The organism is Hymenobacter daecheongensis DSM 21074, assembly GCF_900141805.1.
GTDB lineage: Bacteria > Bacteroidota > Bacteroidia > Cytophagales > Hymenobacteraceae > Hymenobacter > Hymenobacter daecheongensis.
In genome coordinates, this window is the sequence record NZ_FQYN01000001.1 from 650,678 (window position 1) to 675,061 (window position 24,384).

Consider the following 24,384-nt stretch of genomic DNA (forward strand, 5'->3'; position numbering starts at 1 on the left):
TCTCCTTGGGGAGAGGGGAGCCGGACGACCTGTACATCGACCGGAAAACCGCAGTATGTGCAATGATGGAATGTCGCTGCGTTGGGCAGCTGCCTGGCCCTGTCCGGCTGCGGCGAAACGACCGGCAACCGGAACCGCAAACCCAAGCCCGGCCTTTTTCTTTTTTTGGCGGCCGGCTCGTTTATCCACACGGTTAATAACTTTTTAAAAGATTTTATTTAAAAGAATTTTTTAAAACTCACTCGTTAGGGGTGTGCATAAGTGGATAAGAAACAGAGGTTATAAACAGGGCTGAAAACTTGTGTACAAGTCCGGGCTTATGCACCGTCTATCAACAGGGTGTGTTGATAGTAGAAATCAGTTTATCAGTGCTTTATATTGATTATTCACAATCCACAGCGTTATCCACGAATCCACAATCCACACGTTTCTACCGCTGTGGATTAGGTCTGTTTTGGGGGAAAGTTATCCACCCCTATCCACATTGGCGGGGTGGGTAAAGTAGGCTGCAAACCGATTGAAAGCGCCAAAAAAACTTATCCGCTATTTGTCCACGGGTTATGCCCAGGTTTCCCCAGTGTTATCCACAGATTAGCGCCCGCCGCCAAATGCAAGTGGACAAACCTGTGGAAAAGGTGGGGATACCGCGCTAGTGGGCTGAGTACGAAGGCCCCCCATGTGGACATCTTCCGGCCCCGGCTGCTCTATTGCCACCAATGACCCCGTGTGCCAAAAAAGCCCGGTTGCGGCATTCCCGACTCGGAATCTGGTCGGAGCGCTGAAAAGTGGCCCAAAAAAAGCGGCCTTCGGTAGCATTACCGAAGGCCGCAAGCCGGATGAATTAACTCAAAACGGGCCTAGAATACCAGTTTTACGTCGGCTACTTCCCAGTTGGCGCGGATCTGCACGGTCTGGGGGGCCACGTATACCGGCTCAGCGGGCAGCAGCAGCTTGGGGTCGCCGCCGCGCCAGGTGCCGTCGCCGTCGGCATCGATGAGTACGCGCAGGCGGTAGGTGCCGGGCGTAAGGTTGTTGAAGCGAAAAGTGCCTTTGGGGCTATCCAGCACCGCAATGGGCTGGTAGGTAGCATCCACGAGCTGCAGCTGATAGCGCTTGTAGCGGGTTTGCACGGTGCCGGCCAGGCTGCCAAAAGGCGACTCTTCCGTGACGGCCAGTCGCAACGGCTTCAGGCCCAGCCGCCGCCCGGTGCTGCCCACAATGGCCGTGCTATCAAGAATAATGGAAACGGTTTTGCGGGCTTTGGTAGCGAGGCTGACCACGAGTTGGGTGCGGTCGGGGCTGAGCGTGACCTGCTGGGGAGTTCGTAGCGGGCTGCGCCGGAGCGAGTCTTCGACCAGCGTGCCTACCGGCCGGCCGGCTACCAGTGGCCGCAGCGGCTCCGCAAACTGGAACGTGACCAACCCCTGCCGGTACACGGTCCGTGGGCTGCCTTCTACCGTGTAGGCGGCCGGGCGGCGGGTGGGCGCCAGGCCCTGAAAGCGTACGTTTATCGTGTCGCGGCCGGTGTTGCCCACGCTGTCGGTGGTGGCCAGCACGTAGCGGCCCGCCTGCAGCGCCGGCGTTTGCACAAGCTGCACGATGCGGCCTTTTTCTGTTATCACGAGGCCGTCGTTGAGGTTGGCCGCGGCGGCCTGAGCTGCACCCAACGGAGCCAGCACTGCCTGCCGCAGGCCCTCATTGAAGGTGATGCGGAACTGCGTGGGGCTGGGCTGCTGGCTGATGATGAGCGGGCGACGGGCATCGGGGCGCACCAGCGCCAGGCCCACCGAATCGAGGCCGGGGCGCACGCTAAGCAGCTCGGGCAGATAGCCGATTCGCTCGCCGTCGTCGTAGCGGCCGTTCTGGTTTTTGTCGGCCAGGGCGTAGATGCGGTAGCGGCCGGCCTTCAGATTCTGCAGCGCATATGCCCCGTCCTTTTCCGTTTTGGCCAGGTAATACGGCTTGCCGCGCCGCACATTCAGCGTGTCGGCTTCCGGATATAGCAGCACCGAAACACCATCGGCCGGCTGGCTGCTGAGCAGGTCGCTGACGCGGCCGCGCACCGAGCCCGAATCCAGCCGCGCCCCGGTGCTGAAGGCCAAGGCTACTTTAGCGGCCTTGTTGCTCTCCGTGATGTCCACCACCGCGTCGCGGAAGTTGAACGAGTACGTGGTGTTCGGGTCGAGCGGCTTCTCAAACCGCAGGGTGAAGGCCGTGCGCTCCTCCCTGATTTCGTACTTGTTATCGGCCATCACGGGGGCCACGAGCAGGTTTTTAGACAGCTCCTTCAATTGCACCGGCTCCGAAAACTCGAGCCGGATGAACTGCTGCTTCACGTTGCGGGCCCCGTTGGGCGGCGAGGTGCTGATGAGCTTGGGCGGCGTCAGGTCGCGGGGGCCACCCTGGGGCGAGCTGATGGTAGCGCACCCGCTCAGCCCGCTCAACCCGGCCCCGGCAGAAAGCAAAAACAGCAGATTAGCGCGAACGGACATTGTACAACAACAGAGTAGTAAGGGTAAGAACGGCTACGGAGGCCACAATAGTAAGCGCCGATCTGCGCGTCAGCTTCTCGTCGGCTTCGGCTTCGGCCGGGGCAGCATCGGGCACCAAGGGCACGGCCGCCGGCTGCACTCGGGCCGTATCGGGCCGGGCGGATCGGGGTTTGGCGGTATCAGGAGCCGAAACGCCGGGTCCGCCCGCCTGGTATGTGCCGGCCCGGCGGCCCGCCTCTAGGCGCGGCGCCTCAACCGCCGCCCGCCGCGGCCCGGCAAGCAGCTTCTCCCCTCCCCCACCGCCAGCTTTCGGAGCTGATAGCAGCGCCGGCAGCAGCAACCAGAGCGGGGCAGGCGCGGCCATGAGTGCTTAGCGTTGGGCCGCCACGTAAATCACGCTCGAATACAATCCGTCGTGTTCCTCGGCAAACTTATTCGACTTGTAGCCCGCCTTGAGCACGGTGAGCAGCCCGCCGCCCCGCTCGGCGCGATGCTTCTCGCTGAGCATACTCACGTAGTAGGCATCCAGCGGCAGGGGCAGCATTTCGCTCACCGTGAGCTTGTGCTTTTTGAGGAGCTGCGTCATGGTTTTGGGGCTGAAATGGTAGAGGTGGCGCGGCACGTCGTAGGCGGCCCAGTCCTGGCGGTAGTGCTGGGCATCGAGGCTTTCTACGTTGGGAACGGCGATGATGAGCACGCCGTCGGGCTTGAGCAGGCTCACGAGCTGCTGCAAAGTTTCATTGAGCGTATGCACGTGCTCCAGCACGTGCCAGAGCGTGATGGCGTCGAAGGAGCCCTGCTTGAAAGACACCAGACTTTCGGAGCCGATGGGCTGGCCTACACGCCGGGTGGCTTCCTCTCGGGCCCGGGGGCTGGGCTCGTAGCCGTATACCTGCCAGCCGTTGGTGCGGGCGGCGGCCAGAAAGTGGCCGGTGCCGCAGCCGTAGTCGAGCAATTTGCCCTTGCGCGGAGCCCGCTTATTGAGCAAAGCCACCTTGCGGCGCATCGTAAAAAACCGCGCCACGCGGTACGCCTGATTGATAACGCCCGTCGCCGCGCTGTTGTGCGACACGTAGTCCTCCGACTCGTAGTAGCGTCCGATGTCGGCCACACCCGGCCGAGGATTGGTAAACTGAAACGTGCAGCCTGCACATTGCACGATGGCAAAGCTTTCCTTGCTCACCGACTTATCCTCCACCACCAGCTTGTTGCGGAAGTCACTTTTGCCGCAGACCGGGCACTTCTCTACTCGTTCGTACACTCCTTATTCAATTAAGAATTAAAAATTAAGAATTAAAAATTGAAGTCTGGCTGACGAGGTCACCACCAATTCTTGATTTTTAATTCTCAATTTTTAATTGATTTACCGGCCAAGGTACACCATCAGCACCGAAATATCGGCGGGTGAAACGCCGCTGATGCGGGCGGCCTGACCGATGGTTTCGGGCTGCACCCGGAGCAGCTTTTCGCGGGCCTCGTGCGAGAGAGCCGGCATTTGCTGGTAGTCGAGGCGGCCCTGAATTACGAAGTTTTCCAGCTCGGCCACGCGCATGGCCTGCTGGTTTTCCTTCTCGATGTACGACTCGTACTTGATGAGAATGATGGCCTGCTCCAGGCTGTCGGGCTGAAACGGGGCCAGCGCCAGCGTGAGGCCGGGCAGCGTGCGGGTCAGGTGCTCCAGCTCCAGGTTGGGGCGGCGCAGCAGGTTGATGGCCCGGGTGCGCTCGTGCAACGTAGCCGAGCCCAGCTCCGTCAGCAAGCCGTTGATTTCGTGCGGCTCGATGGCGAAATTCTTCAGCAGCTCTACCACTTCGGTGGTTTCGCGCTGCTTCTGCTCCACGCGAAATAGGCGCTCATCCGAAGCCAAACCCAGGGCGTGGCCCAGCGGGGTGAGGCGCAAATCGGCGTTGTCCTGGCGCAGCAGGATGCGGTGCTCGGCGCGGCTCGTGAACATGCGGTAGGGCTCGTCGGTGCCCTTGTTTACCAGGTCGTCGATGAGCACGCCGATGTAGGCCTCGCTCCGCTTCAGGATGAATGGCTCGCGGCCATGCACCTTGTTGTGGGCGTTGATACCGGCCATCAGGCCCTGGCAGGCTGCTTCCTCGTAGCCCGTGGTGCCATTGATCTGGCCTGCGAAGTAGAGGTTTTTGACCCGCTTGGTTTCCAGCGTCAGACTGAGCTGGGTGGGCGGGAAAAAGTCGTACTCGATGGCGTAGCCGGGCCGGAACATCTTGGCATTCTCGAAGCCCGCAATCTTGCGCAGGGCGCGGTACTGCACGTCTTCGGGCAGGGAGCTGCTGAAGCCGTTGATGTACATTTCCACCGTGCTGCTGCCCTCGGGCTCCACAAAAATCTGGTGGCGGTCCTTGTCGGCGAAGCGGTTGATTTTGTCCTCCACGCTCGGGCAGTATCGCGGCCCCAGCCCCTTGATGCGGCCCTGGAACATCGGCGACTTCTCGAAGCCCTCCTTTAGGATTTCGTGCACCTCGGGGTTGGTGTAGGTGATGTAGCACGGGCGCTGCTTCACCAGCGCGGGCGTGTCAAGGTAGCTGAACTTGCTGGGCACGTCGTCGCCGGCCTGCTCTTCCATCTTGGAGTAGTCGAGGCTGCGGCCATCCACGCGGGGCGGGGTGCCAGTTTTCATGCGGCCGGTTTCGAAGCCCAGTTCAATAAGCTGCTCCGTAATGCCGGTGCTTTTCTTCTCCGCCGCCCGGCCGCCGCCGAAGTTCTTCTCGCCGATGTGGATCAGGCCGTTCAGGAAGGTGCCATTCGTCAGCACCACCGACTTGCCCCGAAACTCGATGCCAAGCTGGGTTTTCACGCCCACCACGGTGTCGTTTTCCACTACAATACCCGTGACGGACTCCTGCCAGAAGTCCACGTTCGGGGTTTGCTCCAGGGTGTGGCGCCATTCCTCGGCGAAGCGCATCCGGTCCGATTGGGCCCGGGGGCTCCACATGGCGGGGCCTTTCGAGCGATTCAGCATCCGGAACTGAATCATGGTTTTGTCGGTGATGATGCCCGACTGGCCGCCCAGCGCATCCACCTCGCGCACGATCTGGCCCTTGGCCACCCCGCCCATCGCCGGGTTGCACGACATCTGGGCGATGGTGTTCATGTTCATCGTTACGAGCAGCACCTTCGAGCCCAGGTTGGCGGCGGCGGCGGCGGCCTCACACCCGGCGTGGCCGGCTCCTACTACGATGATGTCGTATTCTTCTTGCTGAAACATGGACCGTGGGGCTGTAAAGTGGTAATCAACTTCCCTGCTTTTGCAGGCAGGGGTGCGCAAAGGGCAGAGTGGTAAAGTGGTTGAGGAAGGTAAACGACAAGCGCGGATTACTAATTCCAGGCCTGCGCTCAACCAAACAACGACGGAACCACCCCCACCCCCTCCTTGAAAAAAGGAGGGGAGCTTTGTTCTGAGCCATCCGAAAGCAGAAAACGCCCGCGGTCAGGCAGGCGCTTTTTCAGCAGATCAATGACAGAAAGCCGCCCGCAACACGCTCAAAACGTGTGCAAAGATACGTACCCAGCAGCTTTTATGCGCGGTGGGTAAGTTTAATCATCCTCGCCTTCCTCCAACGCCTCGGCCGGCCAATCGGCCAGCAGCTCAGCCGATTGCCGGGCCACTACCGCCGCCGAATACGGCACCCAGCGGCCGCTGAGGCAGTCGTAGACCTGGGTGGCGGCGGGACAGGCAAACAGCTTGTAGTCAAATTTGGGATACTGATGCACCACGTAGCCGGGGTAATAGTAGAGGCACTGCCGCTGCTGGGCCACATCCAGCTTGAGCAGCATCAGCAGCTTGCCCAGGCTGAATTTGCGGTAGTCGGGGTGGTAAAAGTTCATGATGCCGGCCAGGCTGTGGGCTCCGCTATCAAAAATGCCGGCCGCAATGAGCCGCGCCCCGTCGCGCACTTCTATAGTACTGGTATCGAAGACGTTGTGCGTGGCTCCGGCCAGCAGAAATGCCTCCACCGTAGACGGCGCGTCGAAGGTGATGGCGGCGCGGTAGGCGGCATAAAGCTCCTCCAGCTCCGCCGTGAGCCGGAACGGACGGAGCGTAACCGCGAACCGCTCGCTGAGCCGGCGCAGGCGGCGCTGCGTGGGGCCCTCCTGCACATCGGCCAGCACCAGGCGCAGCCAGTGCGCAGTATACAGGTCGCCCTCAATGGGCAAAAACCGGCAGGTAAACAGGTCCTGGTGCATCCGGTAGTAACCCTGCGCCAGGTAGTAATCCAGCATTTCGCCGGGAAGACGGAGAATATGAGGGGGCTGAACGGCCATGCTAACAGATATAAGAAAGCAGTAGTATTATAAATCAGCCTGAGCCGGACTGCCCGCTAACGGCTCTGCTTAGCGGGCAATTATACCGGAACAAAAAACGCCCGCCAGGAAGGCGGGCGTTTTTTGTTTGGTAGAGTTGCGCCGCGCTAAAACGTGCGCAACGAAAGGCAGTCGTCCTCTTTTTTGCGCATGGCCGTCTGGCTGAGCAGGTCCTTATCAGCGTAGCCGAGCAGGTGCAGCACGCCATGAATCATCACGCGGTGCAGCTCGTCGCGGAAGCTTACGCCCAGCTGCTGGGCATTTTCGCGCACCCGCTCCACGCTGATAAAGATGTCACCCTCAATGATATCGGCATCGTCGGCATTGTCGAAAGTGATGACGTCGGTGTACGTGTCGTGGTCGAGGTACTCCACGTTCACGCGGTGCAGATACTCATCGGAGCAGAAGATGTAGGTGAGCTGCACGATTTCGTGCTCGTGTACTTCGGCCACGCGCTCAATCCAGGAGGTAAGGGCCTCGGCATCGCCAAGCTCAAACTCCACTTCTTCTACCAGAAACTCAATGCCGTGCGACTCCCGCTCGTCGTCGGGCAGGTCGTTGGGCAGGGCATCACCGGAACCGGGCGGGGGCTGGGTCATGCCGCGTTTTCGGTAGAAATGGTATCGGAGGAAGCCTGGTCGGCGGTGGCGGGCAGCAGGAAAAAGGTGAGCTGCACGTTGCGACCATCCTTGCTGAACTCCACCTCATCGGCTAGGTGGCGGATCAGAAAGATACCGCGGCCACCGGGGTTTTCGAGGTTTTCGGGGGCGGTAGGGTCAATCAGGTTGTCGAAGTCGAAGCCTTCGCCCTCATCTTCCACCTCAAATTTCACCCGGTCTTTGTTCACGTACAGCGACAGATAGACATTCTTGTCCTTGTCGAACTTATTGCCGTGACGAATGGCATTATTCACGGCTTCCGTAACGGCGACCATAATATTGCCATAGATGTCGTCTTCAATGTGGAAGGTTTCCTTCGAGTTATCGATAAAACTCTCCACCACGCGGATGTTCTCAACAAGGGAAGGAACCTGAATCTTGACCTGTTTCATAGGTATGCTTAAAGGGGCGGGCGGTAAAATTAGCGGAACGCTATTTCATTTTCTGAAAATATTCACTCACCTCGCGCTGATAGTACGGCGTGAGGGCAGGCGGCACCGTGCGGAGCAGCTCCGTTTGCCGGTTTTTCTGCTGCTTATACTTGTTGAAAGCGGGCGGAAATACCGGTGGGCGGGTCTGCGCGGTCTGGGCCTCGCGCTTCTCATCCTGGTCCCGCTCTCTGGCTGATTTCTCGACTTCCAGCAAACGGGTCAGGATTTGACGCTGCCGGAGCACGGTTTGCTCCGTTAGCCGCTTGTTTACGAGGTCGGTTTCGGTTTGTTCCATCAATTTCTTCACGTCGCCGGTGCCGCCGACCCCGTCCTCGCCCTTGCCGTCCTTGGTGCCTTTGCCGCCTTTTTGCTGCAGCTTATCCAGCTCCTTGAGGGCCTGGCGCAGCATCTGCTGCTGGGCGGCCAGCTTGGCCAGCTCCTCGCTCATGGCGCGGCCAGTCTTGCCGCTCTGCTGCAGCTGCTGAATCTGCTGGTTGAGCTGCTGCTGCATGCGGCCCATCTGGCCGTCGCCAGCGGAGCTGCCTTTCTTCTTCTTTTTGCCGGGCTTGCCACCGCCCTGCTGCTGGCTCTGCTGGCCCTCGCGCTGCTCCTGCTGCATCTGCTGCAGGGCATCGTTCAGCATCAGGGCCAGGTTGTTCATGCTGGTCATGGCCAGCTGCTGGCTGCCGGTGGCGCGGGGCACGCTGCGCTGGCGCATATGTTCCAGGGCCTCGTCCATGCGGCCGTTCATTTCGCCCACCTCGCGCGTCACAAAGCTCTGCAGCTGGGGCACGCGTTTGGCCAGGGCGTAGAGCGAGTCCTGAATGATGGCTGCGTCGTCGCGGAGCTTGCGCTGCTGCTGGCCCAACTGCACGAAGCGCGGATCGGTCTGGTCGACCTGCCGCAGCTGCTTCATCAGGCTTTCCTCGTCGAAGGAGAGCTTGAGCAGGTTTTCGAGGATGTCGCGCAGGTCGTCGATGTTCTGCTGCTGCTGGTCCTGCTCGTCTTGCTGCTGCTGCTGGCGCATTTTCTGGGCCATCTGCTTCATCTGCTGAGCGGCTTTCTGCTGGCTTTGGCTGGCTTTCTTGTTCTGATTTTTGCTCAGCTGCTCCTCGCTTTCCTGCTGCTGCTCATCCACCTGCTGCTGCTGGTCCTTCATCTCGTCGGCGCCGTTTTCGTTGCCGAGCTGCTCGTCCATCTTCTTCAGGTCCTGAAGGTCTTTTTTCAGCTCCTCAAACTGCTGGCTTTTCTCGGCCTGCTGCTTTTTCAGGTCTTCCTGCTTTTGCTGCTGCTGCTTTTTATCGTCGCCTTTCGGCTGGTTGTCCTTGTCATTTTTCTCGGTCTGCTCGGCCAGCTTTTCCTGCTCCTGGGCCAGCTGCTCCAGCTTTTCGGTGGCCTGCTCCTGCTTCTGCTCAAACTGCAGCTGCTTGAACATCTCCAAGGCCCGCTCCAGCTCTTTTTGCAGGGTGTTTTCCTTGTTTTCGAGCTTCTGCATCAGCTTCTGCAGGTCCACATCGGGGGCTTTCTGCTCCTGCAGCAGCTTCTGCAGCTGCTCATACAGCTTCTTGGTTTCGGGGTCCAATAACGATTCCATCAGCTTCTGCAGCTCCTGGGCCTTTTCGGCCAGCTTCTGGCTCTGCGGGTCGAGCTGGTCCTGCTTCTGGTTCAGCTCCTCAAACAGCTTTTTCATGTCCGCAATCTGCTCGTCCATCTGCTGCTTCTGCTGCAGCATGTCCTGCAATTGCTTGCGGTCCTGGAAGTTCAACTCGCGCTTGGTTTTGATTTTGTCCGACGCCTTGGCCAGCTCGCGCTCCAGCTTCTTGCTCTGCTCCTTTGACTTGCTCAGCTGGCTCTGCACCGAAGCCGACTGCGAAGCCAGCTGCTGCCGCAGCTCCTTTTTGGAAGGCAGCCGAAATTCCGCCGCCCGCGTGCGGGCCGCTTTCGGGCCGTGCACGCCGTCGTTGTCCCACACCTGCACGAAGTATTCGAGCCGGTCGCCGGGCTTCATGTTCAGCGGGGCCAAGTCCCACTGGTAGGTGTAGCTCTGGCTGGGGCCGCTCTGCAAAGCCAGCGCCCGCGCCCGAAACTCCGCATTAGGCCGCGCCTTGGAGGTGACGCGGTAGTGCAATTGCAGGCGCGAAAGGCCGTAGTCGTCGCGCACGGTGCCGCCCAGCGCGAGGTAGCGCAGCGAGGTCGTGTCGGCGAAGCTCTCCACCGTTATTTCCGGGTTCTGGTCCGGAATGGCCGTGATTTGGTACTGAATCGGGTCCCGGTTCAGGCTGGCGGCGTTCTGCAGGCGTACGGCGTATTCCTGGCTGCGCAGGATGCGGCGCGTAGCCGCAAACCGGCCGTCGGCAGCGGTGGCCGTCACGGTTTCCCGGGGGTTCTGAAACAGCAATTGGAGCTGGTCGGTGGCCTCGGTGGCAAAGTCCCAGCGCACGGTGCTGCCTTCGGGCACGGTCAGGTTGCCAGCGTTGCGCAGGGTTTCGGTGGGCTTATTCAGGTAGGCGGGGTAAGTTATCTGCACGGCAAAGTCGCGCAGGTTGGGGCGGGCCCGCACGGTCAGGTCGTAGGCATCGGAGGTGAAGCCGGCGCCGCTGAGCTGAAACTCCACGTCGCGCTGCAGCTGCCGGAACTCGTAGCTGAACGTGTTACCGGCCTGCTTCACCAGCCGCCGCTCCCGGCCCCCGTACGTAATGCTGATTTCGTTAGGCAGCACCTTGCCCTCAATGGCTACTTCGAGCTTGAAATCCTCGTTTTTGAAGGCCCGCAGGTCTTTGTTTTTGATAACGAACTGAAACGGCGCGGGCGGCGAGTAGGCGCGGCGGTAGTGCAGCAGCCGGTCGGTGCCCTGCACAAACAGGCTGGGCCACACCAGCAGCAGCAGCGCCACCGTGCCCGCCGGCACCGCCAGATACTTCCACAGCGGCCGGGTCTGGGCCTTGATATTGATGCCCTCAGCGAACTCGAGGCCGGTGAGCTGGCTGGCCCGCTGCTCCAGGCTGGCCGCAATCAGGGCATTTTCGCGGGCCTGGCCCTGCAACTGCAGCGCGTTCAGCAGCTTGTCCTGCACCTGCGGAAACAGCTCGCCCACGCGGGCGGCAGCCTGCTCGTCGCTCAGTAGGCGGCGCAGGTTGGTGAGGGCCGCCAGCGGCTGCCAGATCCAGTGCACGAAGGCATACACCACCAGCCCCAGGAAGCCGAACAGCAGCCCGCCGCGCACCCAGGTGGGCAGGTAGAGGAAGTATTCGAGCAGGTTCAGCACCACAAACAGCGTGAGCAGCAGCCCGCCCGCCACCAGCGCCCCGCGCACCAGCAGGTTCAGATAGAACTTGCGCTTAAAGGCATCCAGCTGCGCCAGAACCTGCTCCAGGGCCGGCGCATTCGTAGTCGTTACAGGCACGGATTATTTCTCCAATTCACGAAAATGGCCCATGGCAGGCCCGGGAAAGATACGCATTAAAGCCGCGAAGGCTGCACCCTGGCCCGCTCTCCAAACGACAACAGGCCGGGGGTAAATTGTTCCGCCTGGGGCAAGTTGCCCAGCCGCTCGGCCTGACCAAGCGGCTGGGCATGCACGGCACAAAAAAGCCCGGCTCCTGCGCGGAACCGGGCTTTCACTGAAATGCAAGGCACGAAAACCTACTCGGCTTTCTCCTTCACCTTGCGGCTGTTGTCGTCCTTTTTCTCCTTGCGCTTCTGCTTGCGGCCGTCGGCATCCTCGGTTTTCGATTTGGCTTTCACCACCTCGCCGGCCGGCAGGGCGGTGGCGGCCGGGGCTACGGAGCCCTGCATCACCTGCGAGCTAAGGCGGTTGCCGTCCACGTCCAGCTCCACGATTTCGTGGCCCAGCTCCGTGATGCCGGGGAATACCTTGGCTCGGTCGCCGACCACCACGATGTACATTTTATCGAGGGGCAGCACTTTCTGGGCCGTGGCCTGCACGTCCTCCTTCTTGAGGTTGCGCAGAATGGCGCTCTGCTGCTGCACGTAGTCAGGCTGCAGGTCGTATTCGAGCAGGCGGGCCAGGAAAGCGGCTTTCTGCTGGCCGGTTTCATACTTCAGCGCGTCGCTCTGGCCGATGGAGGTCTGCAGGGTTTTCAGGTCCTCGTCGCTGATTCCGCTTTCGCGGTAGCCTTTCATTTCCTTCTCAAATTCGATCAGCGAAGCGGTGGTGGCATCGGCCCGCACGCCGGCCTGGGCGGTGAACGGACCCGCGTAGCGCGTGCCACGGAAGCCGGAGTAAGCGCCGTAGGTGTAGCCTTTCTGCTCGCGCAGGTTGTGGTTGATGCGGCTGGTGAACGAGCCGCCCAGCAGGTAGTTGCTCAGGTAGGCGCGGTAGTAGTCGCCGGTGGCATCATAGGGCAGGGCCAGGTAGCCAATGCGGATTTCCGACTGGGCCGCTTCAGGCTTGTTCACGAAGTAGATGCGGGTTTTGTCGGGCTGGGGGGCGGGACTGCCGGCGGGCAGCGTGGCACCGGTGCGGGCCCAGCTTTTCAGGAAGCCCAACTTGGGCAGCAAGTCCTTCTGCTCCACGTCGCCTACCACCACTAGGTGCGCCAGGTTGGGGGCGTAGTAGGTCTGATAAAACTGCTTCACATCGGCCAGCGTGATGTTCTGCACCGTATTGCGGGCGCCGATGGCGGGCGTGCTCATGATGTCGCCGGGGCCGTAGAGCAGGCGGGCGTAGGTGTTGTTGGCGATGGTGACGGGCTGGGTGGCCTGGTTGGCAATGTACTCTAGGTTCTGCTTCTTGAGACGGTCGAAATCAGCCTGGGCGAAGCGCGGGTGCAGCAGGCGCTCTTCGAGCAAAGCCAGTGTGGCGGGCAGGTTCTTGGCCAGCGTCTGCACTTCCACGGTCGTGTTGTCGTCGCCGGAGCGCACCCGGATGGTGCTGCCCAGCCGGTCGAGGGCGGCGCTGAACTGCTCGGTGGTGTACTTCTGGGTGCCCTCGTTCATCATATCGGTGGTCAGCCAGGCCAGGCCGGCCTTGCTCGGGTCGAGCTGCTCTATGCGGTGGCCGCCGCGGATGGTGAGCAGCATATTCACCATGGGCACTTCCGTGTTGCGGGTACCCATCACGCGCAGGCCGTTGCCGAAAATATCCTGCCATAGCGCGGGCACCGTCACTACGGGGTTGGGGCCGGCGGCGGGCACCACGCCGCGGTCAAATTTGTCCTGGCCCTTCACGTAGGTCAGGCCCTTGTACTCGTCGGCGGGGGCCTGGTAGCCGGCTTTCGAGATGGTGAAGTTGTCGGGGCGGGCGGCTTTGGCGTTGCCGGTTTTGGGCAGCACACTCAGCACCACGGCCTTTTTGCCTTTCAGGTACTGATTGTAGACCCGCTGCACGTCGGCCTTGGTGAGGCCGCGCAGGCGCTTGAGCTGCACCGTAATATAGTTGGGGTTGCCGGTGTAGGTCTGATTTTCGGCCAGCGTAGTCACCTTGCCGCTCACGCTGCCCAGGCTGCTCACCAGCTGCGACTCGCGGCTGGCCCGGAAGCGCGTGATGTCTTCGTCGGTCACGCCGCGGCGCTCAAACTCCTGCAGACTCTGGCGCACCCGGTATTCGAGGCTGTCGAGCCCTTTGCCGGGGTAGGCCAGCGCCGTGATGCTGAACTCGCCCGCCAGCTCGGCCGTGGGGTGGCCGGCGCGGGCCTGCACCGCCCGTTGAGCCTTGGTGAGGTTTTTATACAGCAAGGAATTCTCGCCGCCCCCGATGATTTCGGCCAGCGCGTCGAGCGGCGTTTCGTCCACGTGGTTCTGCGGCACCGTCGGGAACACCATCTGCAGCATCGGGAAGCGCACGTTGTCCTGGTAGCTCACGTAGCGGTCCTGGGTCAGCTTGGGGGCGGGCAGCGTCATGTTCTGCACCGCCGGCCCGCGCTTGATGGAGCCGAAATACTTCTCGACCATCGCCACTACTTCGGCCGGCTTCACGTCGCCGCCCACCGTGAGCGTGGCGTTGTTGGGGCCATACCAGCGCAGGAAAAAGTTCTTCAGGTCCTGCACGTCGGAGCGGTCCAGGTCCTGGAGGTAGCCGATGGTGAGCCAGCTATACGGGTGGCCATACGGATACAGATTTTTGGCCACATACTCGCTGGCCAGGCCGTAGGGGCGGTTGTCGAAGTTCTGGCCGCGCTCGTTTTTCACCGTGGCCCGCTGCACCTCAAAGCGCGGCTGGGTCACGGCATCGAGCAGGTAGCCCATGCGGTCGGCTTCCAGCCACAGGGCCCGCTCCAGCTGGTTGTTCGGAATGGTTTCGTAGTAGTTGGTCCGGTCGCGGGTGGTGCTGCCGTTCAGCGTGCCGCCCGCGCTGGTGATGATTTTATCGAACGTGCCCTGCGGGGCGTGGTCGGAGCCCTCAAACATCATGTGCTCGAAGAAGTGCGCGAAGCCCGACTTGCCGATCTGCTCCCGCGCCGAGCCCACGTGGTAGGTCACGTCGACGTGCGTGAGCGGGTCGGAGTGGTCTTCGGTCACGATGAGGGTGAGGCCGTTGGCCAGCACGTACTTCTCGTACGGAATCACCAGTTCGCCGGGCTGGCGGGTCACTTTTTCCACCAGGCGGGTGCCGGCGGCGGTGGCCGGGCCGGCGGGTTTGGCGGCCGTAGGGGCCGTCTTTTTCTGCTGGGCCACGGCTGGGCTCAGCGTGAGCGCCGTGCCCAGGGAGAGCAGCAACAGGGAGTTTTTGAACATAGAACAAGAATAGGGAAGGAAGTTGGGCCTGAAGGTAAGCGGGGAAAAGGACACACCGGCAGTCGGACGGCTGCCTGCCGGGCTCTGTATGCGGGTAGAGACGCATACTTGCGTCTCGTCGTTGCTGACGTTGTTGGTCCAGCGTGGTATCTATCGTTCAACGACGAGACGCAAGTATGCGTCTCTACATGTACACAGTGCCAGGCGAGGCTCGCTTCAGCGCCCCAGCCCCGCCAACGTCCCCATCTCCCGTTTTAGTGCCATTTCGAGCCTTTTTATCCTGGAAAAGTCCGGTTTAAGCCCCCGGATTGCTCGCGCTGACGTTCCGGAAGCTCGCGCCGGCGTGTAGAAAGTCCGCGCTGACGCGTAGGAAACGCGCGCTGCCCTGTGGAAAGTCCGCGCTGACGTGCGGGAGGCCCGCGCTGCTATTCAGGACGCCCGCGCGCCCGTGCACAAGACCCGCGCCGGGCCATATGCCGTTTTTTCGGCACCTTGGAGCCGCATTCTTATCCTTTCTCCCCTCCTGCTTTATGCGCTTCTCCCCTTCTCCCCTGCTGGCCGCCGGCGCGGTGCTGCTCACGCTGCTGGCCGGCTGCCAGAGCCGCACTTCCGACACCGCCACCACCGCTGCCGCTCCCGAAACAGCCCCCACCGATACCATCCTGCCGCCCGCGCCCAACGACGGCATCACGGCCACCGGCATTGGCAGCTACATCAAGGTGCTGGCTTCCGATGCGTACCAGGGCCGCAAGCCCTTCACCATTGGCGAGCAGAAAACCACCACGTTTCTGGCCAATGAGTTCAAGAAGCTGGGGCTGAAGCCGGGACCTGACGGCACGTATTTCCAGGCGGTGCCGCTGGTCGAAATTACCGGGATGCCCGCGCCCACCATGCAGATCGGGGGCGGCAAGCAGCCGCTCACGCTGAATTACAAAACCGACTACATGGCCTTTACCGAGCAGGAAAAGGAGCAGGTAGCCCTCACCAATTCGCCGCTGGTGTTTGCTGGCTACGGCGTAGTAGCCCCCGAATACGGCTGGAACGACTACGCCGGCCTCGACGTGAAAGGCAAAACGGTAGTGGTGCTGGTGAATGACCCCGGCAACGCCGAAAACGACACTACTATGTTCAAGGGCCACGCCATGACTTACTATGGCCGCTGGATGTACAAATACGAGGAGGCCGCCCGCCAGGGCGCGGCCGGCCTGCTCATCATTCACGATACCAAGCCGGCCGCCTACCCCTGGAGCGTGGTGCAGAGCAGCTACTCGGGGGCCAAGCTGCGCCCTCAAACCGCCGACCGCGGGGCCAGCAAGTGCGCGCTGGAAGGCTGGCTGACGCTGGACGCGGCCAAAAAGATCTTCCAGGCCGCCGGCCAGAGCTACGACGAAGCCTACGCCGCCGCCAACAAAAAAGGCTTCCGAGCCCGCCCGCTGAACCTGACGCTCAGCACCAGCATACGGAACAAGCTGCGCCGCCAGACCTCCAAAAACGTGGTAGCCGTGCTGCCCGGCACTACCCGCCCCGACGAATACATCATCTACTCCGCCCACTGGGACCACCTCGGCATCGGGGCCCCGGTGAATGGGGACTCGATTTATAACGGGGCGGCCGACAACGCCAGCGGCTGCGCGGCCCTGCTCAGCATCGCCAAAGCCTTTCAGCAGGCCAAAGAAAAGCCGGCGCGCAGCATCGTGTTTCTGGCCGTGACGGGCGAAGAGCAGGGCCTGCTGGGCTCGATGTACTACGCCAGCCATCCGCTGTTCCCGGTGCACAAAACCGTGGCCGACCTGAACATGGACGACCTGCCCAACATGGGCCCCATGCGCGACCTGACCGTGATTGGCTACGGCCAGTCGGAGCTGGACGACTACGCCCGCACGGCCGCGCAGGAGCAGCGGCGCTACATCCAGCCCGACCAGAATGCCGACAAGGGCTATTTCTTCCGCTCCGACCATTTCAGCCTGGCTCACGTCGGCATTCCGTCGCTCTACGCCAGCGGCCAGTCCGACAACTGGTTCAAAGGCAAGGCTTTCGCCCAAAAAGCGGCCGAGGCCTTCGAGGCCAACACTTACCACCAGCCTTCCGACGAATACAGCCCCACCGCCGACTACCGCGGCATGGAGCAGGATGCCCGCCTGCTGTTCCGCGTAGGCCAGCGCCTGGCCAGCGAAACCACTTTCCCGCAGTGGAAAGCAGGGTCGGAGTTTAAAGCCATTCGGGAAAAGAGTATGGCCGGGAAATAGGCTGGCTGCCCGTAGGAAGGAAAAAGAACGTCATGCTGAGCTTGCCGAAGCATCTCTACCGCTTCGTTTGGTTAGTAATCAAACGGCGTGGCAGAGATGCATCGGCAAGCTCAGCATGACAATAGCATTGCACGCATCAGCACGCGAGATTCCTCGGCTGCGCTCGGAATGACGTGCTGGTTGGCGCTCTTTTTACTCGTCGTCGTCCTCGTCTTCTTCCTCGTCGGGCAGGCGGCGGCCGTCTTTGTCGCGCAGGCGCTTCTGCTCGTAGTGGTAGAAGCGGTGGGTGGTGGCAGACGAGCCGTTGGCGGCGGAGCGGGCCGGGGTTTCGAGGCGGATGGGCAAAGGCAGAAGGAGCGCGCCAGCGGAGTTTTGGGCGCGGCGGGCAAGCCAAGCTCCGGTGCGCGCGTCGAGGCCGTTGCCGGGCTGGGGGCGGCCATCGGCGAGCAGCAGGCCGTCGTCGCGGCGGGGCGCGGGGGCCGTTGTCTGGGCCGGGGCTATGAGTGGCCACAGGCTGAGCAGCAGGCCGAAAAGGAGTCGTTTCATGGGAAGCAATATCCGCCAACGGAATAAGCCAGCGGAGCAGGTTTTGCAAAGTAACGGCCTTTTTCCTCGCGGCCTTCACCCCACAAAAAAGGCCGCTTCCGGGAAGAAAGCGGCCTTTGGCAAGGAAAGCAAGTCGGGTCAGACGCGCGGGTTGGGCGAGGCTTCCGCGTTGTAAGCCGGATCTACGGGCTGGTCCTCAATGAGCGGCAGCCGGATCTTGTCGTCGTCGGCGACGCGCAGCGTGAGCAGGCCCGAAATGATCATGGAGCAGCCGCCCAATACCAGTGTATACACCGATTCGCCGTGGAACACATTCTTGGTAAAGAAGCCCAGAATCAGGCCCGCCACCACCTGCGGAATCACAATGAAGAAGTTGAAGACACCCATGTAGTAGCCCATTTTGTTGGCCGGCAGCGCCCCGGCCAGCATGGCGTAGGGCACGCTCAAGATGGAAGCCCAGGCAATGCCCACGCCCACCATCGAGAGCAGCAGCATGTTGGGGTTGCTGATGAAGTAAATCGAAATCAGGCCCAGGCCGCCGGCCGTGAGGCAGATCAGGTGGGTGAAGCGGCGGCTGGTGGCGCGGGCAATGGCGGGCAGCAGCAGCGCCGCAATGGCCGAAACGCCATTATATACAGCAAAGCACACGCCCACCCAGTCGGCTCCTTCGTTGTAGAGCTTGGAGGTGGCATCAGTGGTGTGGTAGATGTGGCTGGTGACGGCGGGCGTGGTGTAAATCCACATCGAAAACAGCGCCAGCCACGAGAAAAACTGCACGATGGCCAGCTGGGCCATCGTTTTGGGCATGTGGAAAATGCCGGCAAACGACTCCCGAACGCCGTTTATAAACCCGGCCGTGCGGCGCTTCTCTTCTTCAAACTCCTGCAGGTTTTCCGGCGGATACTCGCGGGTGCGCAGCACCGTCCAGAGCACGGCCAGGAAGAACACGATGCCGCCGATGTAGAAGGCGTACTTCACCGAAGGCGGAATCTGGCCCGCCGGGGCTGTATTGGGCACGTCGAACCAGTTGGTGAACATCCAGGGCAAGGACGAAGCGACCACGGCTCCTACCCCGATGAAGAACGTCTGGGCCGCGAAGCCCGTGGTGCGCTGCGAGGCCGGCAGCAAGTCGCCGACCAGTGCCCGGAACGGCTCCATGCTGATGTTGATGCTCGAATCCATGATCCAGAGCATGCCCACGGCCATCCACAAGGCCGTCACGTTGGGCATCACCAGCAGGGCGAAAGAGGCCAGGATGGCCCCCACCAGGAAAAACGGCCGCCGCCGCCCCCATTTCGGGCTCCAGGTGCGGTCAGACATGTACCCGATGATGGGCTGCACCAACATGCCGGTAAGTGGTGCGGCCAGCCAGTACAGGGCTATTTCGGTGCCGCCCAGCGTTTCAAAAATGCGGCTCACGTTGGCGTTCTGCAACGCAAAGCCAAACTGGATACCCAAAAAGCCGAAGCTCATGTTCCAGATTTGCCAGAAGCTCAGGCGGGGTTTTTCGCGGGTGCTGGCCGGAGCCACTACGCTGGTTGCCATTGGGGGGATTTTTTTAGAGGAGTTAGGAGTCGGGAGCTAGGAGTTAGAAGCAGGGTTTAGAAGTAAATCTGATTCGCGGCTCCTAACTTCCAGCTCCTAACTTCTTGCTCCTATTTTTTCGGATTGATTTCCAGTACGTAGGCGCTCAGCGGGGGCAACGTGATGGTCAGGCTTTCGGTGGCCGGCGAGCCGTTCAGCAGGTCGGTGTAGGTGTAGAACTTGCTGGCATCGAGGCCCATAGCGGTGTAGGCCGACTTGGGGATGGTGATGGTGGGCTTCAGGGTTTTGTCCTTGCTGAAGTTGGTCACGATGAGTAGCTTCTGCTTATCGGTGTAGCGCAGGTAGCTGTACACCACTTTCTGGTCGTATTCCTTGCCCAGGTTATTGGCGTCCTGCAGCTCATAGAACTTGCCCTTCCGAATAGCGTCGCTGGTGCTGGTGAGGTTGAGCAGGCGCGAGTAGAATTCGCGCAGCTGCTTCTGGCCGCCGTCGAGCTTGCCGCCGTCAAACTTGCCGCCGTTCATCCATTTCTGGTGCTGGGGCACGCCCCAGTAGTCGAAAATGGTGGTGCGGCCGTCGCCGGTGTTGAAGCCGGCCGCGCCGCGGGCGGGCTCGCCCACTTCCTGCCCAAAATACAGCATCACCGGCCCCGTGGCCAGCGTGGCCGATACCGTCATGGCCGGAATGGCCGTGCGGGGGTCGCCGGCAAACTCCTTGGAGGCAATGCGCTGCTCGTCGTGGTTTTCCAGAAAGCGCAGCATGTGCGAGCCGAAGCCGCGGCTTTCCTGGCTCCATACTTTGGTGATGTCCTCGGTGGTGCCGGTGCCGGTCATGAGGCGGCGCAGGCCGTCGTAGAGCCCTACTTTGTCGTAGAGGTAGTCGAATTTGCCCTTCTCCAAGTAGGTTTTATACTCCTTCGGATTGTAGGCTTCGCCGATGAAGATGATGCCGGGCTTCACCTTTTTTACTTCCGGAATCACCCAGGCCCAAAACTCGACGGGCACCATCTCGGCCACGTCACAGCGGAAGCCGTCCACGTCTTTCTGGGCCCAATACACCAGAATGTCGCGCATTTTGATCCAGGTATCGGGGATGGGCTCGAAGTAGGTTTTGCGGCCGTTCTGGTAGTCCACGCCGTAGTTCAGCTTCACGGTTTCGTACCAGTCGTCCACCTTCGGAGCTTCCGAGAAGACGTCGTTGCCGGTAGCCTTGGCGGGCGTTTCGTTGAACTTGCCGTCTTCCTTTGGGGCCAGCGCAGCCCCCAGCGGGTTGCCGGCTTTGGGCACTATCAGGGTTTTGCCGGGCAGATAGTAGAAGTTGTTGTTGGGCGCGAAGGCCTTGGTCTTGTCGTCTTTGCCGCCCAGGTCCACCACGCCTGCGGGCTTGGCATTCGAGACGTAGGTGCGGGCTACGTGGTTGGGAATGAAGTCGATAATGACTTTCATGCCATTGGCGTGGGTGCGCTTCACGAGGGCCTCAAACTCCTGCTTGCGGTTTTTCACGTCCACGGCCAGGTCGGGGTCAATGTCGTAGTAGTCGCGAATGGCGTAGGGCGAGCCGGCGCGGCCTTTCACCACGTCGGCATCGTCGGGGCCGGGGCCGCCGGCTTTGGTGTAGTCGGTCATGGTGGCGTGCTCCAGCACCCCGGTAAACCAGATATGCGACACGCCCAGCTTGCGGATGGCCTGCAAAGCCGTGTCGTTGATGTCGTTGAATTTGCCTACGCCGTTTTCGGTCACGGTGCCGTAGGGCTTGTTCAGGGCGGTTTTGTTGCCAAACAGGCGCGTCATCATCTGGTAAATCACCAGCTTATGATCCTGCGGCACTTCGTCGGTCGTATTGGGGTCCGCGAGGGAAAGGGGTTCGGTCACGGGAGTGAGTTTAGGCGAAAACGGGTAAGCAAAAGAGGCCAGGGCCAGGGAGGCAGCGGCAGCAGGCAGCAGAAGTTTCTTCATATCGGTGGGTAAGATAGGGAGTAGTGGGGTGGTGATTTAGCGACTTAGTGAGTTTGATGTTCAATCTGAGCAGATGACTCTAGTCGAACGGCAAACGCACTAAATCACTAAATCACCACTTCACCACTCCTGCGTGAGCGGGTGAATCATGAGCTCATCGACGACGACGTGGGCGGGGGCTTCGAGCACGTAGCGCACAGCCTGGGCAATGTCGGCGGGCTTGAGGTGGGTTTTTTCGGCGTCGGGGCTGCCGGGCTTGGAGTCGTTGAAATACGTATCGACCAGGCCGGGGTAAATGGTGCTCACCTTCACGCCAAACGAGCGAACTTCCTTGCGCAAGGTGCTCAGCACGGCATCCTGGGCGTATTTGCTGGCGCCGTAGGCTGCCCCGTGCTGAAACGTGCGCCGCGCCACGTCGGAAGCAATGCCGATGATGTGGCCGCCGTGCTGGGCTTTGAGGTGGGGCAGAATGGCTTTGCAGAGCAGAAACGTACCCTTCACGTTCACGGCAAACATCTGGTCCCATTCGGCGGCGCTGAAGTGCTCCAGCAGGTTGAACGAGCCCACGCCGGCATTGCAGACCAGAATATCGACGCGGCCGAACTGGCGCAGGGCTTCGTTGATGACGTGCTGGGCATCGGCTTCGTCCGAAACGTCGGCGGGCACGGCCAGGCCGGCGGTTTTGAGGGCTACTTCGGTCAGCTCGTCGGCCGAGCGGGCCACGCAGACTATTTTGGCGCCCTGCATGGCCAGCAGCAGCGCAATGGCCCGCCCAATGCCCCGGCTGGCCCCGGTGACGATGGCTACTTTATCGGTTAGGTCGGTCATGGTATGATTGTTCTGGTGTTTTTAGCCCGCAGAGGGCGCGGTGATTTCGCAGAGGACGCAGTGTTCTTACAACCCGTTTACTTTTCGAAAAATGCCGGTTTTGATGGCTGGTACGTTGAAATTGATGAGTAGTCCCAATTTATGGCCGGAGAGTTTGAGGTACGTCAGCAGTTGCATGTGGTGCACTTCCAGAAGAACTTCCACTGATTTTAACTCGACTACAACTTTGTTTTCAATAAGCAAGTCCATGCGAAAACCGTTTTCTAGGCGCAAGCCATCATAGAGAACCGGCAGCGCTACTTGAGTCTTTACTTCCAGGCCTGCCCTTCGCAGCTCGTGCCCCAACAGCGTTTCATACACCGACTCCAGCAGCCCCGGCCCCAAAGCAGTATGAATGGCAAAAGACGCCTTTCGAATCAGAAAGGATATATCGTTTTCGTGCACCTCTGCGTCCTCTGCGTAAACACTGCGCCCTCTGCGGGCTAAAAATCTCGGACAGAAATATACCTATTTCCGCAGCTCCACCACCCAAGCCATCCGCCCCGGAATCCTCACCGATTTCAAATCCGCAACCGCCGCGCCCGAGGTAATTTCCACCCCCGAGTTGAACCCGCTGAGCCGCTCCGCGAACCGCGCCATATCCACCGTCTTCTCGTCCTTCCCGGAGTTCATCATCACCATCACCGTCTCGCCCTGGTCGTTGTAGCGGAAATACGTGTACACGCCCTGATCGGGGATGAACTGCATGAGCTTGCCTGACTGCAGCACGGGGTGCGTCTTGCGGTAGTTGGCCAGCCGGCTCACGTAGTCGAAAGCCTCCGCTTCCGGCCCCGTGCGGGTCGTAAACAGGTTTTTCTTGTCGCCGGGGAAGCCGCCGGGGAAATCCTCGCGCACCTTGCCGTCGGGGTTGCTGTAGTTCTTCATCAGCACCTCGGTGCCGTAGTAGAGCTGCGGAATGCCGCGGCAGGTGAGCAGCCACGCCAGCCCCATCTTATACTTGGCAAAGTCCTCGCCGATGACTGAATAGAACCGGCTCAAGTCGTGGTTATCCAGAAACAGCACGTTGCGCTGCGGGTTCTGGTACATCCAGTCGGCCTGCAGCGTGTAGTAGAGTTTGTTGATGCCCTCGGTCCAGCCCGCGTCGCGGGTCAGCGCCTCGTTGATGGCGTATTGCAATTGGAAGTCCGTCACGCCGGGCAGGTTGGCCTTGAAGCCGTCCACCATCGGGAAGATGTTCTGGGCGAAATAAGCCTGCTGGGCCGTGCCCTGCACCCAAGTTTCGCCAAAAAGGCCAATGTTGGGGTACTCTTCGAGAATGGCATTGCCCCAGTCCATCAGAAACTTACGGTCCGAATAGCTGTACGTGTCCACGCGGTAGCCGTCGAGGCCGGTATTTTCCACCCACCACAGGAAATTCTGGATGATGTAGGTGCTCACCAGTGGGTTGCTCTGGTTCAGGTCGGCCATGTGCTTATCAAACCAGCCCTCGCCGAACTGCTTGCGGTCGTACTGCGACACGTACGGGTCGTTGAAGGCCGCGTCGCGGAAGTTGCTGCGCGTGAAGGTGGGCCACTGATGAAACCAGTCCCTGGCGGGCGCGTCCTGCACCAGGTAGCCCGAGGTGCCCATGTGGTTCAATACCACGTCATGAATCACTTTTAGGCCGCTTTTGTGGGCGTTGCGCACAAACTGCACATACTCCTCATTGGTGCCGTAGCGGCGGTCCACGTTGTAGAAATCGGTGAGGGCGTAGCCGTGGTAGCTGGCCTTGGGCTCGTCGTTTTCCACAATGGGCGTGGGCCAGATGGCCGTCACGCCCAGCTGCTTGAGGTAGTCGAAATGGTTCTCAATGCCTTTTAGGTCGCCGCCGTGGCGGCTGTACATCGAGTCGCGGGCCACGGCCGGGGCGCGCATACCCTTGATGTTGTCGTTTTTCGGGTCGCCGTTGGCGAAGCGGTCGGGCATGAGCAGGTACACAAAATCGGCGCTGGTGATACCCTGCACGCGGCCGGCCTCGGTGCTACGCGCCCGCAGCTCATACTGGTAGGTCAGCTTTTTCGTGCCCCGAAACTCCAGCGCCACCTTCCCCGGCTTCGCCGACGGCGCAATGGTCAGGTTAACAATCAGGTAGTTCGGATTTTCCAGCTTCTGCAGGCCGTCCAGCGTCACGCCGGGGTAGCTCAGGGCCACCGTGCTGCTCCCGATGCCCGGCCCGTGCACCAGCAGCTGCAGCTTCGGGTTTTTCATGCCCACCCACCAGAACGTAGGGTCGATGCGCTGAATGCCGGCGGGCTTGGCAACGGCCGTGGTGGTCAGGGGCGCGGCCGGGCGGGCCGCCCCGGCCTGCGCGGGCAGCGAAAGCAGCGCTCCGGCCGCGAGCAAAGACAAAATACGGAGTGGGTTCATGGGCAAAATCAGGTCAGCGGAGAAAGAGAGCAGGCAAGGTAGCCTGAGCAGCCGGCGCTTGCAATAAAAAGCCCGGTGCCCTACCCTAAAAGTGCCATTTGGGCTTGATTTGGCCTATAAAAGAATGTTTGAACAGGAGAAAATGCCTCTTTTTGTTGCGTAGTTTATTGTTTGTTTTGGGGTGCTCCGCACTCCGCTATGGCCGGACAGCTTGCTTAACTCTATCCGCAGATCTGCGTTTGCCAGATAGC

The 24,384-nt window shown here is 60.9% G+C and carries 16 protein-coding genes; 1 reads left to right on the forward strand and 15 read right to left on the reverse strand.

All coding sequences use genetic code 11. The features are described 5' to 3' along the window. Positions 1-857: 857 nt before the first annotated feature. From BUB62_RS02810 to BUB62_RS02850, 9 genes are all read right to left on the reverse strand, one after another. Positions 858-2,492: an Ig-like domain-containing domain gene (locus BUB62_RS02810; RefSeq protein WP_084538769.1), complete on the reverse strand. Its 1,635-nt coding sequence runs from the start codon at positions 2,490-2,492 to the stop codon at positions 858-860. After that, a complete protein-coding gene (locus tag BUB62_RS02815) occupies positions 2,476-2,856 on the reverse strand; it encodes a hypothetical protein (protein ID WP_073105814.1) in 381 nt (126 codons plus the stop codon). The genes BUB62_RS02810 and BUB62_RS02815 overlap by 17 nt, the downstream gene beginning before the upstream one ends. Before the next feature lie 6 nt (positions 2,857-2,862). Then, the gene (locus tag BUB62_RS02820) at positions 2,863-3,753 is read right to left on the reverse strand and encodes a class I SAM-dependent methyltransferase (protein WP_073105817.1); all 891 of its coding nucleotides are present in this window, start codon (positions 3,751-3,753) and stop codon (positions 2,863-2,865) included. 102 nt (positions 3,754-3,855) lie between these two features. Next, a complete protein-coding gene (gene mnmG / locus BUB62_RS02825; RefSeq protein WP_073105819.1) occupies positions 3,856-5,724 on the reverse strand; it encodes a tRNA uridine-5-carboxymethylaminomethyl(34) synthesis enzyme MnmG in 1,869 nt (622 codons plus the stop codon). Between the two features lie 329 nt (positions 5,725-6,053). Further along, positions 6,054-6,740: a GNAT family N-acetyltransferase gene (locus tag BUB62_RS02830; protein ID WP_234988545.1), complete on the reverse strand. Its 687-nt coding sequence runs from the start codon at positions 6,738-6,740 to the stop codon at positions 6,054-6,056. A 188-nt stretch (positions 6,741-6,928) separates the two neighbouring features. Next, positions 6,929-7,420, reverse strand: a complete 492-nt coding sequence (gene ybeY / locus BUB62_RS02835; protein WP_234988612.1) for an rRNA maturation RNase YbeY — start codon at positions 7,418-7,420, stop codon at positions 6,929-6,931. Beyond that, a complete protein-coding gene (locus BUB62_RS02840; protein WP_073105835.1) occupies positions 7,417-7,872 on the reverse strand; it encodes an ATP-binding protein in 456 nt (151 codons plus the stop codon). Before BUB62_RS02840 ends, ybeY begins: the two co-directional genes overlap by 4 nt. Positions 7,873-7,912: 40 nt before the next feature. Further along, positions 7,913-11,314, reverse strand: coding sequence for a DUF4175 family protein (locus tag BUB62_RS02845; RefSeq protein WP_084538770.1), 3,402 nt, complete (start codon positions 11,312-11,314; stop codon positions 7,913-7,915). 239 nt (positions 11,315-11,553) lie between these two features. Further along, entirely contained in the window at positions 11,554-14,607 is a 3,054-nt protein-coding gene (locus BUB62_RS02850; protein WP_073105837.1) for a M16 family metallopeptidase, read from the reverse strand. A gap of 530 nt (positions 14,608-15,137) precedes the next feature. Here BUB62_RS02850 and BUB62_RS02855 point away from each other — a divergent pair. Then, the gene (locus tag BUB62_RS02855) at positions 15,138-16,853 is read left to right on the forward strand and encodes a M28 family metallopeptidase (protein ID WP_084538771.1); all 1,716 of its coding nucleotides are present in this window, start codon (positions 15,138-15,140) and stop codon (positions 16,851-16,853) included. Between the two features lie 192 nt (positions 16,854-17,045). On the opposite strand, the gene BUB62_RS02860 is transcribed toward BUB62_RS02855, so the two are convergent. The 6 genes from BUB62_RS02860 to BUB62_RS02885 all read right to left on the reverse strand — a co-directional run bounded on the left by BUB62_RS02860 (position 17,046) and on the right by BUB62_RS02885 (position 24,133). Then, positions 17,046-17,399, reverse strand: a complete 354-nt coding sequence (locus tag BUB62_RS02860; RefSeq protein WP_073105839.1) for a hypothetical protein — start codon at positions 17,397-17,399, stop codon at positions 17,046-17,048. Positions 17,400-17,537: 138 nt separating this feature from the next. Next, a complete protein-coding gene (locus BUB62_RS02865; RefSeq protein WP_073105841.1) occupies positions 17,538-18,944 on the reverse strand; it encodes an MFS transporter in 1,407 nt (468 codons plus the stop codon). A 110-nt stretch (positions 18,945-19,054) separates the two neighbouring features. Next, positions 19,055-20,899, reverse strand: a complete 1,845-nt coding sequence (locus BUB62_RS02870; protein WP_073105843.1) for an alpha-amylase family glycosyl hydrolase — start codon at positions 20,897-20,899, stop codon at positions 19,055-19,057. 120 nt (positions 20,900-21,019) lie between these two features. After that, positions 21,020-21,727, reverse strand: coding sequence for an SDR family oxidoreductase (locus BUB62_RS02875; RefSeq protein ID WP_073105845.1), 708 nt, complete (start codon positions 21,725-21,727; stop codon positions 21,020-21,022). A gap of 66 nt (positions 21,728-21,793) precedes the next feature. Continuing rightward, the gene (locus BUB62_RS02880; RefSeq protein WP_073105848.1) at positions 21,794-22,171 is read right to left on the reverse strand and encodes a GxxExxY protein; all 378 of its coding nucleotides are present in this window, start codon (positions 22,169-22,171) and stop codon (positions 21,794-21,796) included. A gap of 63 nt (positions 22,172-22,234) precedes the next feature. Beyond that, positions 22,235-24,133, reverse strand: coding sequence for a glycoside hydrolase family 13 protein (locus BUB62_RS02885; RefSeq protein WP_084538772.1), 1,899 nt, complete (start codon positions 24,131-24,133; stop codon positions 22,235-22,237). Positions 24,134-24,384 lie beyond the last annotated feature (251 nt).

Excerpts from the sequence above, each read along its gene's own strand:
- BUB62_RS02810 (WP_084538769.1), bottom strand. The coding sequence starts at position 2,492 with ATGTCCGTTCGCGCTAATCTGCTGTTTTTGCTTTCTGCCGGGGCCGGG.
- BUB62_RS02815 (WP_073105814.1), bottom strand. The coding sequence starts at position 2,856 with ATGGCCGCGCCTGCCCCGCTCTGGTTGCTGCTGCCGGCGCTGCTATCA.
- mnmG (WP_073105819.1), bottom strand. The coding sequence starts at position 5,724 with ATGTTTCAGCAAGAAGAATACGACATCATCGTAGTAGGAGCCGGCCAC.
- BUB62_RS02830 (WP_234988545.1), bottom strand. The coding sequence starts at position 6,740 with ATGCTGGATTACTACCTGGCGCAGGGTTACTACCGGATGCACCAGGAC.
- ybeY (WP_234988612.1), bottom strand. The coding sequence starts at position 7,420 with ATGACCCAGCCCCCGCCCGGTTCCGGTGATGCCCTGCCCAACGACCTG.
- BUB62_RS02840 (WP_073105835.1), bottom strand. The coding sequence starts at position 7,872 with ATGAAACAGGTCAAGATTCAGGTTCCTTCCCTTGTTGAGAACATCCGC.
- BUB62_RS02850 (WP_073105837.1), bottom strand. The coding sequence starts at position 14,607 with ATGTTCAAAAACTCCCTGTTGCTGCTCTCCCTGGGCACGGCGCTCACG.
- BUB62_RS02855 (WP_084538771.1), top strand. The coding sequence starts at position 15,138 with ATGCGCTTCTCCCCTTCTCCCCTGCTGGCCGCCGGCGCGGTGCTGCTC.
- BUB62_RS02860 (WP_073105839.1), bottom strand. The coding sequence starts at position 17,399 with ATGAAACGACTCCTTTTCGGCCTGCTGCTCAGCCTGTGGCCACTCATA.
- BUB62_RS02865 (WP_073105841.1), bottom strand. The coding sequence starts at position 18,944 with ATGGCAACCAGCGTAGTGGCTCCGGCCAGCACCCGCGAAAAACCCCGC.
- BUB62_RS02870 (WP_073105843.1), bottom strand. The coding sequence starts at position 20,899 with ATGAAGAAACTTCTGCTGCCTGCTGCCGCTGCCTCCCTGGCCCTGGCC.
- BUB62_RS02875 (WP_073105845.1), bottom strand. The coding sequence starts at position 21,727 with ATGACCGACCTAACCGATAAAGTAGCCATCGTCACCGGGGCCAGCCGG.
- BUB62_RS02885 (WP_084538772.1), bottom strand. The coding sequence starts at position 24,133 with ATGAACCCACTCCGTATTTTGTCTTTGCTCGCGGCCGGAGCGCTGCTT.